The sequence below is a fragment of the Flavobacterium procerum genome, from assembly GCF_042431625.1.
GTDB classification, from domain to species: domain Bacteria; phylum Bacteroidota; class Bacteroidia; order Flavobacteriales; family Flavobacteriaceae; genus Flavobacterium; species Flavobacterium procerum.
The window spans coordinates 40,099-53,162 of record NZ_JBHLYW010000005.1; the positions used below are offsets into that span (position 1 = coordinate 40,099).

15 protein-coding genes are annotated in these 13,064 nt (G+C 34.6%); 4 read left to right on the top strand and 11 right to left on the bottom strand.

Annotated features, from left to right (window positions below; translation table 11 throughout):
* The first annotated feature begins 34 nt into the window (after positions 1-34).
* The 3 genes from ACFFLS_RS04265 to ACFFLS_RS04275 all read left to right on the top strand — a co-directional run bounded on the left by ACFFLS_RS04265 (position 35) and on the right by ACFFLS_RS04275 (position 3,595).
* On the top strand, positions 35-1,198 hold the full coding sequence (locus ACFFLS_RS04265) for a vWA domain-containing protein (protein ID WP_379683960.1): 1,164 nt from the start codon (positions 35-37) through the stop codon (positions 1,196-1,198).
* Positions 1,199-1,307: 109 nt separating this feature from the next.
* The gene (locus ACFFLS_RS04270; RefSeq protein WP_379683961.1) at positions 1,308-1,931 is read left to right on the top strand and encodes a murein L,D-transpeptidase catalytic domain-containing protein; all 624 of its coding nucleotides are present in this window, start codon (positions 1,308-1,310) and stop codon (positions 1,929-1,931) included.
* Between the two features lie 38 nt (positions 1,932-1,969).
* A complete protein-coding gene (locus tag ACFFLS_RS04275; protein WP_379683962.1) occupies positions 1,970-3,595 on the top strand; it encodes a DUF4139 domain-containing protein in 1,626 nt (541 codons plus the stop codon).
* Between the two features lie 108 nt (positions 3,596-3,703).
* Here the strand turns inward: ACFFLS_RS04275 and ACFFLS_RS04280 are convergent, their stop codons facing one another.
* From ACFFLS_RS04280 to ACFFLS_RS04300, 5 genes are all read right to left on the bottom strand, one after another.
* Positions 3,704-4,741: an aldo/keto reductase gene (locus tag ACFFLS_RS04280; protein ID WP_379683963.1), complete on the bottom strand. Its 1,038-nt coding sequence runs from the start codon at positions 4,739-4,741 to the stop codon at positions 3,704-3,706.
* A 249-nt stretch (positions 4,742-4,990) separates the two neighbouring features.
* Complete coding sequence (locus ACFFLS_RS04285) at positions 4,991-5,284, bottom strand: type II toxin-antitoxin system RelE/ParE family toxin (protein WP_379683964.1); 294 nt, start codon at positions 5,282-5,284, stop codon at positions 4,991-4,993.
* A complete protein-coding gene (locus ACFFLS_RS04290) occupies positions 5,277-5,528 on the bottom strand; it encodes a hypothetical protein (RefSeq protein ID WP_379683965.1) in 252 nt (83 codons plus the stop codon). Before ACFFLS_RS04290 ends, ACFFLS_RS04285 begins: the two co-directional genes overlap by 8 nt.
* A 169-nt stretch (positions 5,529-5,697) precedes the next feature.
* On the bottom strand, positions 5,698-6,642 hold the full coding sequence (locus ACFFLS_RS04295; protein ID WP_379683966.1) for an OmpA family protein: 945 nt from the start codon (positions 6,640-6,642) through the stop codon (positions 5,698-5,700).
* Between the two features lie 130 nt (positions 6,643-6,772).
* Entirely contained in the window at positions 6,773-7,534 is a 762-nt protein-coding gene (locus ACFFLS_RS04300; protein WP_379683967.1) for an exodeoxyribonuclease III, read from the bottom strand.
* A gap of 118 nt (positions 7,535-7,652) precedes the next feature.
* Between ACFFLS_RS04300 and ACFFLS_RS04305 the strand changes: the two genes are divergently transcribed.
* On the top strand, positions 7,653-9,455 hold the full coding sequence (locus ACFFLS_RS04305) for a lysophospholipid acyltransferase family protein (RefSeq protein ID WP_379683968.1): 1,803 nt from the start codon (positions 7,653-7,655) through the stop codon (positions 9,453-9,455).
* A 67-nt stretch (positions 9,456-9,522) separates the two neighbouring features.
* On the opposite strand, the gene ACFFLS_RS04310 is transcribed toward ACFFLS_RS04305, so the two are convergent.
* The 6 genes from ACFFLS_RS04310 to ACFFLS_RS04335 form a co-directional block, all read right to left on the bottom strand.
* Complete coding sequence (locus ACFFLS_RS04310) at positions 9,523-10,620, bottom strand: suppressor of fused domain protein (RefSeq protein WP_379683969.1); 1,098 nt, start codon at positions 10,618-10,620, stop codon at positions 9,523-9,525.
* A 207-nt stretch (positions 10,621-10,827) separates the two neighbouring features.
* A complete protein-coding gene (locus tag ACFFLS_RS04315; protein ID WP_379683970.1) occupies positions 10,828-11,160 on the bottom strand; it encodes a DUF805 domain-containing protein in 333 nt (110 codons plus the stop codon).
* Between the two features lie 220 nt (positions 11,161-11,380).
* Complete coding sequence (locus tag ACFFLS_RS04320; RefSeq protein WP_379683971.1) at positions 11,381-11,845, bottom strand: DUF2752 domain-containing protein; 465 nt, start codon at positions 11,843-11,845, stop codon at positions 11,381-11,383.
* Positions 11,820-12,188 (bottom strand): DUF4234 domain-containing protein, encoded by a 369-nt coding sequence (locus tag ACFFLS_RS04325; protein WP_379683972.1) that lies wholly within the window; start codon positions 12,186-12,188, stop codon positions 11,820-11,822. Before ACFFLS_RS04325 ends, ACFFLS_RS04320 begins: the two co-directional genes overlap by 26 nt.
* An 84-nt stretch (positions 12,189-12,272) precedes the next feature.
* Positions 12,273-12,548 (bottom strand): TM2 domain-containing protein, encoded by a 276-nt coding sequence (locus tag ACFFLS_RS04330; protein ID WP_379683973.1) that lies wholly within the window; start codon positions 12,546-12,548, stop codon positions 12,273-12,275.
* Positions 12,549-12,566: 18 nt separating this feature from the next.
* On the bottom strand, positions 12,567-12,992 hold the full coding sequence (locus tag ACFFLS_RS04335; protein WP_379683974.1) for a DUF805 domain-containing protein: 426 nt from the start codon (positions 12,990-12,992) through the stop codon (positions 12,567-12,569).
* Between the last annotated feature and the right edge of the window lie 72 nt (positions 12,993-13,064).

Below are 13,064 nucleotides of genomic sequence, written 5' to 3' on the forward strand. Positions count from 1 at the left end.
TGATCTGTAATCATCCAATTAAAAACTAAAATTTATGAAATCAAATCTTTTTATAACAGCATTTTTAGCAATGGCATTATCATTTGCCGCTTGTAATTCATCTAGTGCAAAACCAAAAAAGAAAACAGAAACTGGAAAATCTGATTCGGTCGTGACAACCAAAATTCAGGTTGCACTTTTATTGGACACCTCAAGCAGCATGGACGGATTGATCGATCAAGCAAAAGCCAGATTATGGGATATTGTAAACACATTGACCACTTTGAAATACGAAGGAAAAACTCCTGAAATCGAAATTGCATTATACGAATACGGAAACAGTGGTTTGAGCGAAAAATCAAATTACATCAGACAGATTACGCCGCTTTCTACCGATTTAGATTTGATTTCAGAACAACTTTTTGCCCTTCGTACCAACGGTGGTGAAGAATATTGTGGCACAGTAATTCGAGATGCGGTAAAAGATTTGAAATGGGCTGGAGAAAACAACAGCATGAAACTGATTTACATTGCCGGAAATGAAGAATTCAATCAGGGAAAAATCAATTATAAAGAAGCCATTAGCAGTGCTTTAAAAAATGACATTTTTGTAAATACTATTTTCTGTGGCAACAAAAGCGAAGGCATAAGAATACTTTGGAAAGACGGCGCTGATTATGGAAAAGGAAAATATTTCAACATTGATTCTGATAAATCGGTACAATATATCGTAACGCCATACGACGATGAAATCACTAAATGCGATGAAAAAATGAATAAAACCTACATTGGTTACGGTGTAAAAGGAAACGAGAAAAAAATGAATCAGGAAGTTCAGGATCAAAATGCCAAAAAACTTTCAAGCGCCAATTACACAGCCCGCGCAGTAAGCAAATCTAAAGCTGCTTATAAAAACGAAAGCTGGGATTTGGTTGATAAAACAAAGGATGACGCCAATGCTATTTCGAAAATCAGAAAAGAAGAACTGCCAACTGAACTTCAGAATAAATCGGAGGCCGAAATAAAAACAATCGTTGAAGCAAAATCTAAAGAAAGAGAAACGATTAAAAAAGAAATGAGTGTTTTGGCAAAAAAACGTCAGGAATATATTGACAATGAAGCCAAAAAAACCAAAAAACAAGACGATTTGGGCAACGCCATAAATACTTCTGTAGTAGCATTTGCAAAAGTTAAAGGCTATACTGTCGAAAATAATTAGAAATAATGCATTGGGGAGCATTATTTCTTACACATCGAAGCATAGTTTTAGTTTTAAATCTATGTTTCTTTGTGTTTCTTTATCAAATCAAAATATACTTTTGCAGAACATGAAAAACGCAATCCACTTTTTGCTCTTAAGCCTTATAATCTTTACGAGTTTTAGTTGTATGGATAAAAAAGGAAAAAAGAAAACCAATGAAAATCCGAAAGCGATTTATTCTTATGAAGAACACCTAAAAGGCAACGTTACAGAAATGAAAGGTTTTTTAAGAAAAGAACCTAAATACAATTCGGAAATTGCTTTTTTTATTGACATGAAAGTCGAATCTGGAAAAAACCGTTTTTTTGTTTACGATCTTAAAAACGACAAAATAGCAAATAAAGGCTTGGTTGCACACGGCATAGGCTCTGAAACGGAAGTAGAAGGACAATTAAAATTCAGCAACGTAAAAGATTCTAAATCCAGTTCGCTTGGTAAATACGTCATTGGCAGTTCTTATTCTGGAAGTTATGGAAAAGCTTATAAATTATATGGCCTAGACAAAACAAACAGTAATGCTTTTGACCGCAATATTGTATTGCACAAATATTCTAAAGTACCTTTTGACGAACAACCTTATCCTATTTGCTACAGTCTGGGATGTCCAATGGTAAACGAGAAATTCTTTGGAACACTTGAAAAAGCAATCGACAATTCTAAAAAGAAAATAATTTTGGTTCTGTACTATTAATAATCGGTATCTTCCTTAACAATTTAAATTCAGAATTTATGAATAAAAAAGCAATTCTATTCATCGTATTATTGGTTTGCGCTTTCGCGAATGCACAAAAACCAATCTTTACAACAGCAAAAGTAAAAGCGGCAACTGTATATTTTAATGCCGCCGAAATTTCGCAAACCGCAAGCACAACTCTTCCTGCTGGTACAAGCGAAATTGTCATTAAAAATGTGGCTTCCCAATTAAATGAAAATTCAGTTCAAATTGGCGCTCCAGCAAATGTCACTGTGCTTTCGGTTCAGTTTACCAATAATTACATTTCGGAATACGAAGCAGATTCAAAATCGCCTTTAATCAAAAAAGTGAATGATAGTATTGTTTTGGTTCAGAAGGAAATTCAAAAAGTAGTCAATAGCATTAATTCAGAAAGCAAAACGATGCAATTGCTTGATAGAAACCAGCAGGTTTCGGGAACAAATTCGGGATTGAGTGTTGCAGAGCTAATGAAAATGGTTGATTATTATAAAAGCAAGCAAATCGAAATTGCCAATAATATGAATGCATTGACCGATAAACAGAAAAAACTGAACGAAACGCTTCAAAGACTAAAGAACAAACTTGAAGTTGACACAAGCAAAGAAGAAAAAACTTCGTCTGGAAAATTAATTGTTCAGGTAATGAACAGCACAGCTGGAATTGTGCCGCTTGAGATTTCATATTTAACACAAAGCGCTTCTTGGACACCTTTTTATGATTTGAGAACCGAAAGTGTAAACGCGCCAATCAATATGGTTTATAAAGCTCAAGTTCTTCAAAACAGTGGTGTTGACTGGAAAAAAGTAAAACTGACTTTGTCAAGCGGTTATCCAAATCAAAACAATCAAGCTCCGATATTAAGTTCTTGGTTTTTGAGAAACAATGCCAATTACGGTTACAACCAAAGAGCGGTTGCAAACCAAATACAAAGTACTGCTTTTGGAGTAATGAAAGAGAAAAAAACGGGTGATGCACTTGCGGCGCCTGTTATGACAGAATCTACAATTTCTGACTTTACAACTGTTGCAGAAAACCAACTTAATATTGCTTTTGATATTGACATTCCGTACGATATTCTTTCTAACGGAAAAGTACACAGTGTTTCATTAAAAGAAATCAAACTTCCGGCAACGTATAAATATTATGCTGTTCCGAAAATAGAAAATGAGGCTTTCCTTCTTGCCGAAATTGCCGATTACAGCAAATACAATTTATTGCAAGGCGAAGCCAATATTATTTTTGAGGGCATGTATGTTGGAAAAACGTTCATAGAACCGAACCAAACCAGCGATACTTTGAATTTAAGTATGGGTCGCGATAAAAAAGTCTCTATCAAACGTGAAAAAGTGGCGGATAAATCGGGAACTAAGTTTTTATCTTCTAGAAAAGAACAGACTTTTACCTATGATATTACCATTCGAAACAACAAAAAAGAATTGGTCGAACTTTTATTGAAAGACCAATATCCGCTAACCACTAATAAAGAAATCGAGGTTGAATTATTACAAAGCGACAGTGCCAAAGTGAATACCGAAACTGGAATCCTGACTTGGCAGTTACAGCTGAAACCAAATGAAACCAAGAAAATTAGGATAAGCTACCGAGTAAAATATCCAAAAGATCAGATTTTGAATTTATAACTCTTTCAAAAAACAAAATCCCGATAGTTCAATAAAGCTATCGGGATTTTTACTTTCAAGTCAAAAAACATAAAACTTCGCGCCTTAGTGCCTTCGTGGCAAAAAAAATCAAGGTGCCGGATCAGGAATTATAGCCTGAACTGCATCAATTTCTGCTAAGATTTCTTTAGAAAGAATCACATCAATTGTATCAATGTTTTCTTTTAATTGTTCTAAAGTCGTCGCACCAATAATAGCGCTTGTCAAAAACGGTTGCTGAAGCACGAATCCCATTGCAAGCTCGGTCAACGTTAAACCATGTTTTTTTGCGATTTCCTGATACAATTTAGTCGCTTGTGTGCATTGTTCGCTATTGTAACGTTTGTATTGCGGAAAAAGGTTAATTCTTGCTTTTGGGTGACTTTCACCTGTTAGGAATTTTCCAGTCAAAACTCCAAAAGCTAAAGGTGAATATCCTAGCAAACCAACATTTTCGTATTTTGAAACTTCTGCCGAATTTACTTCAAACAAACGGTTCAATAGTGAATACGGATTTTGAACGGTTTTTATTCTTGGCAGATTGTTGTATTTGCTTTCTTCTAGAAGACGCATCATTCCCCAAGCGTTTTCATTTGAAACTCCGATCTGTTTGATTTTACCTTCTTTGATTAATCCGTCAAAAGTTTCCAAGATTTCTCTGAAGTTATCTTCCCAAACATCATCGTGTCCGTGAAAAGCGCGCTGTCCGAAATTATTGGTTTTTCTTTCTGGCCAATGCATTTGATACAAATCGATATAATCGGTCTGCAATCTTTTTAAACTGTTTTCAACTGCGTATTTAATACTTGCAGGAGAAAAGTCGAGTTTCTCACGCATATATCCAAAATTCGGATTCGGACCTGCGATTTTAGATGCTAAAATAACTTTATCTCTGTTTCCTGATTTCTTAAACCAGGTTCCTATAATTTTTTCTGTACTTCCGTAAGTCGCTTCACTCGCCGGAACCGAATACATTTCGGCTGTATCAAAAAAGTTTACACCTCTTTCAAGAGCGTAATCCATTTGCGCGTGGCCTTCGGCTTCGGTATTTTGTTGCCCGAAAGTCATCGTTCCAAGGCATATTTTACTAATTTTTATATCGGTGTTGGGTAAGGTGGTGTATTTCATTTTTTTCTTAGGTTCAAAGTTGCAAAGAGGCAAAGGTACAAAGGGATTTTTCAAATCTAGATTTGAAAAAGGTTAAAAAAAGTACAAGATTTTTACGCCTTCCTGCAAGGTTTCCAAAACCTTGTAGGTGTTTCTTTTGTTACAAACGAACTTATACCTACAAGGTTTTGGAAACCTTGCAGGAAAGCAAAAAGGCTCAAAAGTAAAAACCTTTGAGCCTTTGCACCTTAGAGACTCTGTCCCTTAATTTTATTTTAAACTTTTTAATGGATTTTGAAATGTATTGAAAATCCTAACAATGAAAATAGAATCATCTTTGACTTGATATAAAATTTTAAAATTTCTGACCACAATTCGATGGCAATCAATTCTATACTCATCAAATTGAAATTGCTCAGCGAAAAGAATATTATTCGCACTAACAAATAATTCGTTTCTAACTTTTAATGCGGTTTCTTTTGAATACTTATTTTTAAGTTCAAAATAAATTTCCTTCAAATCTAATTTTGCATTTTCTGTCCAAAAAACTGTTGGCTTATTCATTATCCCAATCTTTCATTTCTTTTGATAAATCTTCACTTGAAATTATTCGATTGTATTTAATATCCTCTAAGCCTTCTTCAACTTTATTATGGTAATCACTTAATGTCACAGGATATCCTTTGGCATCATACGAAACCACTTCATTCAAATAATTATCAAATACTGAAGAAACAATTCGCAGAACTCTTTCATCAGCCAAATCTAATTGATTCTTTATTTTCTCTTTTAATTCTGGAAGTCCCATGATTTTTAATTTATAGAAACCAAAGTTACAAAATTTTAAATTCCAATCTTTAAATCCCAAATTCCATACGCTTTGAAAAATTGGAATTTGGAATTTAAAGATTGGGATTTAAAAAAAAGGCTCAAAAGTAAAAACCTTTGAGCCTTTGTCACTTTGTCCCTTTGGAACTTTAGTTAATGCTATTCAACATCTCAGCAATCTCGTCTAATCTTGGAGTCAAGATAATTTCGATTCTTCGGTTTTTCGCTTTTCCTTCTGGAGTAGCGTTGCTTGCCAAAGGAGAAAATTCGCTTCTTCCTGCTGCTGTTAGTTTTTGTTTATTGATTTTTGGGTTTTCGCTTAAAATTGCTACGATTGCAGTTGCTCTTTTAGTTGATAAATCCCAGTTGTTTGCAATTGGTCCTGAACCTGCATATGGATCATCATCTGTATGTCCTTCAATTAAAACAGAAAGATCTGGATTATCGCCCAAAACTTTTCCAAGTTCTACAACAGCTCTTCTTCCTTCTGACCCTACAGCCCAGCTTCCTGAATTGAAAAGTAATTTGTTTTCCATAGAAACATAAACTTTTCCGTTTTTGTGTTCCACTGTTAGACCTTTACCTTCAAAACCAGTCAATGCTTTCGATAATGTTTCTTTCAGTTTACGCATTGCCTCTTCTTTAGCGGCAATCATATCTTCCAGTTCTTTCAAACGGCTTGCTGTTTTGTCCAAACGAGCTTGTTCCTCTGCAAGAGCTTTTCCTTTTGCTTCTAACTGCGCTAACAATTCGCGGTTTTTAGCCAAATTTTTCTCCAATGCATCGTTGCTGTTTTTCTCTAATGCATTATAAGAATCCTGCAACACTTTGTATTTTTTCTGCTCTGCAGCAAGATCAGCTTTTTGTTTTGCTAAATCGTCTTTTGTGCTTGCAAGGTCTTTTGTCAATTTATCACGATCTAATTCTAACTGATTTTTAGTTTTTTTCAAATCAGCATTTTCGTCAGTAATAGAACGGTTTTCTTTTTTTAGATCCGAATATTTGTTTTCAAGATCATTGTAAATCTTTTTGGATACGCAGGAAGTTGCAGACAAAGCTAAAACTACCAATCCGATGGAGGCTTTTTTAATCATTTTTTACTTGGTTTTATTTTGGGGCATTTATTAATTCTAAATCGTTGATTTAAATTCCAAGTTCGGAAACTTTTATTCAAAACTTGATTTTTTTAAATCACATTTTACTTTACAAGAACAATACCAAAGTTTAATCAATCTCAACTAAAATCGGACAATGATCAGAATGCATCGCTTCTGGAAGAATTACCGCACGTTTTAATCTCTTTTCTAAAGAATTACTTACCAGATTGTAATCAATACGCCAGCCTTTGTTATTTCCTCTTGCTCCTGCACGATAACTCCACCAAGAATAATGATGAGGCTCTTTGTTAAAATGACGGAAACTGTCTATAAACCCAGATTTCATAAAAGCATCAATCCAAGCGCGTTCTGCAGGAAGAAATCCAGAAACGGTTTTGTTGCGCACAGGATCGTGAATATCAATTGCTTCGTGGCAAATGTTGTAATCGCCACAGATAATCAGATTTGGAATCGTAATTTTTAATTCATTAATATACGTTTGAAAATCATCCATAAACATAAATTTATGATCCAGTCTTTCAATGTTGGTTCCAGACGGCAGATACAAACTCATTACTGAGAAATCATCAAAATCGGCACGCAGGTTTCGTCCTTCAAAATCCATATGATGAATTCCTGTTCCGTACACAATATTGTTTGGCTTCGTTTTAGACAAAATGGCTACGCCGCTATATCCTTTTTTTGTCGCAGGATAGTAATATTGAAACGGATAGCCCGCCGCCGTAATATCGTCTACCGGAATTTGGTCCTGAGTTGCTTTTATTTCCTGAAGACATATTACATCAGGATTTGCTTGCTGCAGCCATTCGATAAAACCTTTGTTTATGGCTGCACGAATTCCGTTAACATTATAAGAAATAATTTTCATCTGAGATTTTTTTTAGGATTCCAAATGTAATAAAAAAGTGCAAAGTTTATCTTGGAAACAATGAAAAGTAGACTTTTTTGTTATCTTTGTTCGCTGTTCGAATAAATAAAAATAGTACATGGGTTTAGTTACCGCGAAAGAAGTTGCAAAGGCAATAAATGTTGAAAAGTACGGAGTTTTCGGTACCTTTTCTGGCTGGATTCTTATGAAGGTTCTTAAGATCTCTACCCTTAATAAAATTTACGACCGTAATAAACACCTTGAAGATCTTGCATTTTTGAACGGAATTTTGGACGAAATGGAAATTAAGTTTGAAATCCCGGAAGAAGATTTGAAACGCTTGCCAAAAGACGGTGCCTATATTACCATTTCCAATCATCCGCTTGGAGGAATTGATGGAATTTTATTATTGAAATTGATGCTTGAAAGAGAGCCTAATTTCAAAATCATTGCCAACTTCTTATTGCATAGAATTGTACCAATGAAAAAATACATCATGCCGGTAAATCCTTTTGAAAATCATAAGGATGCAAAATCTAGCGTAATTGGCATTAAGGAAACTTTACGCCATTTAAGCGACGGAAAACCACTTGGTATTTTTCCTGCCGGAGAAGTTTCAACGTATAAAGACGGAAAACTGGTCGTAGACAGACCTTGGGAAGAAGGCGCAATTAAGCTGATTCGAAAAGCAAAAGTTCCAGTTGTTCCAATTTATTTTCATGCTAAAAACAGCAAATTATTCTATTGGCTTTCTAAAATAGACGATACACTGCGTACGGCCAAACTTCCTTCTGAACTTTTGACACAAAAAGACCGCGTGATTAAAGTTCGTATTGGAAAACCAATTTCTGTAAACGAGCAAAATGAGATAGAATCTTTTGAAGAATATTCAGAATTCTTAAGAAAGAAAACCTATATGTTGGCAAATCCGTTTGAGAAAGACACCAAACTGATTGACACAGCCAGCCTTAAAATACCAAAAGCGCCAAAAAAAATCGTAACGCCTGCCAACGAATCCAAAATGATTGATGAAGTTCAGGCCTTAAGAGATAATGATTCTCGTTTCTTGCAAAGCAAAAACTATGAGGTTTTCTTTGCCAGTGCAAAAGAAATCCCGAACATTATACATGAAATTGGTCGTCTGCGCGAAATCACTTTTCGTGAAGTTGGCGAAGGAACCAACGAATCTATTGACCTTGACGAGTACGACCAATATTACCATCATATGTTTTTATGGGATGATGATACCAAAAAAATTGCAGGTGCTTACCGTATGGGATTAGGTTCTGAGATTTATCCTAAATACGGAATCGAAGGTTTTTATTTAACGGATCTTTTTAGATTTGAACCAGAACTTCATGACATGATGCACAAGTCTATCGAAATGGGACGTGCTTTTATAACTCGTGAATATCAGCAAAAACCGATGCCTTTGTTCTTATTGTGGAAAGGGATCATTCACACAACATTACGTCATCCTGAACATAAATATTTGGTTGGCGGCGTAAGTATCAGCAATCAGTTTTCTGATTTCTCTAAATCATTGATGATTGAGTTTATGAAATCTAACTATTACGATCCGTATATTGCGCAATACATTCATCCGAAAAAAGCATATAAAGTTAAGCTGAAAGACGCTGATAAAGATTTTATCTTCGATGAAGCCGAATCTGATTTGAATAAATTCGACAAAATCATTGACGAATTGGAACCAGGAAATTTACGTTTACCAGTTCTTATCAAAAAATACATCAAACAAAATGCTCGTGTGGTTGCATTTAACGTCGACCCGTTGTTTAATAATGCTGTAGACGGCTTAATGTATATCAGGATCGCCGACATTCCAGAAAGCACTATGAAACCTGTTATTGAAGAATTTCAGATTGAGCTGGAAAAGAAATTATCTGAGAAAGAAGACTAGAGAATCAATTATAAAAAAAGAAAACTCATAAATTTAACTTTATGAGTTTTCTTTTTTTATAGCATTTTTAAACCACTTCTTCTCGTTCCAAATTGAATATTTCTTCGCCGATGTTGTCCAATTTATCCAATACAACTTGTGAACCGGATTCCTTCATCACATCCCATTCCGCACTTGAAATAGGAACAATCCATAAAAAATTAGTCTCCGAATTTCCAAAAGCTGGCACATCCATTTGAGGCAGAAGTTTTAATTTATTCGTTAGAACCGCATACTTATATTTTTCACTAACAATAGTCTGAAATTCTACCGTATGCCCTTCCGCCAAAAAAGTGACATAATCCCAAGGTATTGCCGTAAATCCGCTTATCAGGCTTGCCACATTGTTTATTTGATCATTTGTTAACCTTGATTTCAAAATGATTCCGAGTTCTATTCTATTTACTTTTTCCGGATTTTCATAATACATTTCGATTTTTGGTTGCGATCGCAATGATACCGCTACAGTTGCAAAAACAATCTTTTCTTGCCCTTCGTGTACATAAAGACCTTTTGGAGGCCACTCAGAATTATCGATTGCATAATACTTCTCGCTTTCTCCAAATACGCTTTCATAATAATCTAAAATTTTCGGCTGTAACGACTGAAAAGGATTCACTTCTTCGTCCCATTCCTTAACAAAAGACATTGCATTTTTTACGCGTTCTCTCATCACGTTATCTTGAGAAAGTTCCCAAGCAAAATTGCCTTCTCCAGAACAATCGCGAGCATATCCAAAGAATCCTTCTTCGCCTCCCCAACTTGGAATCACACATACAATTTCTCCATTCTCCAATAATGCCGCTCCATCGCCTTCTTCTAGCCAGACAATTTCGAGCTCCTTTTCCTTAAGAGCATCCTGCCCTTCTGGAAATTTGCAAAACTCTTTAGTCAACATTGGAGGAACGCCTTTCTCCATCAATTCTATCTCTATTTTTTCTGGAGCTTTAACTAAATTTCTGATCCAGCAGCTTTTTACACCAAAGTCCTCATTGTCTCCGAACAAATAAAAATAAGCCGTTCTATTATCTTGCTCTACAATTGCAGTTATTGGACAACTCGGACTTCTTAATTCAAGAACTACCTTTGGTTTTTCAATCTTATTCTTTCTGCTAAACAATCCCATACTTTATTGCTATTATTTTTAGATTTAAACTTTACTCAAATAACGACTTTTATTTAGAAAACACTATTTATTTTCACACAAATAAAGTTTTTAAACCCAAAAATCATTATCAAAAAAGTAAAAGTCTCATTTGCAAATGCGAATGAGACTTTTTCAATTAACAATTTTTATTTAAAACTAGTCGGTTGGTTTTAGTTTTATCTTAGATTATTTTTTAGGGTCTGCTCCATATTGATTAGGACCTTTGTCTCCTTCGATTGTCAACAAATAAATATTGTAAAGCGGAATTAAGATAAACCACCATTCTTTATTGATATCGTGCATTCTTCTAACCGCAACACCAAGTCCCGGAAGCAACGTCGCAAGAGAATAAATATTTCCTATTATGGCTAATTTTGGAGAAATCAGGGCTACTATAAAACCTAATCCCACGGCAAGAATCAAGTTCACCAAGAAAAACATCCAAAACTCTTTTCTTCTTGCTCTACCTTTAAAATTCAAATAGTTTTCAAAAACCACTTTTTTGTACATTTCAATCATAATAATTTAGTCTTTTAATTTGATTCCTACTCTTAAGGATTTTCAGTTACTCCTTTTTTAAAATTTATCTTAAAAAGGCAACATTACGCAGTTCAAAAACTAAAAAAACTCCCTTAAGGACGTTTTTATAACAGAAAAAGACATTTTAATATAATCGTTGTTTTATTATCAAACAGCAGTCAAAAAAAAACCTGCTCAAACGAACAGGATTTTTTATTATCTAAAACCAAATCGATTGATGCAGTACATCATCAAACGAATTATTCTTTACAAAAAGAACCAGTCGGATAATATGGTAAAAAGCGAGAAAATAAGCTAGTTTATAAGCCAGTTTTTTGTTAAACATCAGCCTAGTAAAATATTCTCTTTTGGTGATTAATTCGGCGACAAGCACCACAATTGTTGTTGCGCAAAATAGGATTACGAAAGGGCCTAAAATATGATAGCTTAAAGATTTGTAAATGTCGCCTTCGTAAAAATAAACCAGCGACTTGGTAATACCACAACCCGGACACGGAAAACCTGTCACCATTTTGAAAGGACAGAAAGACTGATCGGTTTCTAAATGATGGTCATGATTATCGAGCATTAAAAAAAACGGAACTATCAGTGTGATTAACGCACCGATAATTCCGTAAATTTTACGTATTGTTCGTTTATTATTTGTAAAGTCTGTTGATATCACCCTGAACGATCATAGCGGCTGCCATTGGGAAAAAGAAACCCAAAACGATTAATAAAACTGACTGGTCCTTTTGAAGTTCTCCTGTTCTTTTGTAAACTTCAGGCAAAGCTTCTTTTCCTGCCAAATAGTAGAAGTAAATATTTACAGGCATACAACATCCTGCAAAAATTGCAATTGGCTGTGAGATTACTTCTCTTCCTGCTACTGCATTAAAAACTTCTGAAACTTTAATGTTCCAGTAAATTAAATACAATCCACAAGTTAAAAAACTATAAAGCAAAACCATAACTGGATCAACCTTAAATTCTGGTATCGGATTATTAGATGTTTCTTTTAATTCCATTTTTATTATTTCGATGATTATGTTATTTACCTACTCTTTTCAGGATTTTCGGTCTCTCCTTAAATTCTGAAATCAGAAACGTTATTAAAACCAGCCTCTTTGATTTCTCTGATATGTGTTATAAAAATCTTCGTCTGATTTGGTCAGGTAAATGATGCCTTCTATTATTCCAATAACACCTCCAATACCAAAAAACACATTCAAAAGAATCTGAATCACGCCTTCTTTGGTGTAACCGAGATAAAATTTATGAATGCCAAGATATCCTAAAAGAATAGCTAAAATTCCAGCTACAACTTTTTTATTTTCCTCACGATGGTTCTGAGGTGTATTCCAGTGTTCTGTTTTAGTATTTTCCATGATGATTATTTGTTAAAATTAATGCAGTTCGACGTTTCCGATTTCCTTAATTTCATCAGCTATATTTTTGGGATCATGACCGTATTGATTTGATCCGTAATCGCCGTCTGTAACCAAGAGAACTAAAAGCCAAATTCCGCCAACAAGAGGAATTAGAGAAACAAAATAAAACCAGCCGCTTTTACCTACATCATGCAGTCTTCGCACAACAACACCTAATGTTGGCAGGATGGTCGCCAGAGAATAAAGTACAAATACAAAATATCCCACAAACAATCCAGTGAACGCATCGGCAAAAACAGCTCCGATTATTGAAGCAACAATAAAAATTGAAATCATTATCACAAACTGCGCAAGTGTATAATACCAGTATTCGCTTCTGCGTGCACGGCCTTTAAAATTTGCATAGTTTTCAAAAACAACCTTTTTGTAATATTCGATCATAATTAAATTAGTTAAATTATGCCTACTCTTTTGGGATTTTCGGCTTCTCCTTTTTTTAAAATTTTGTTAAAA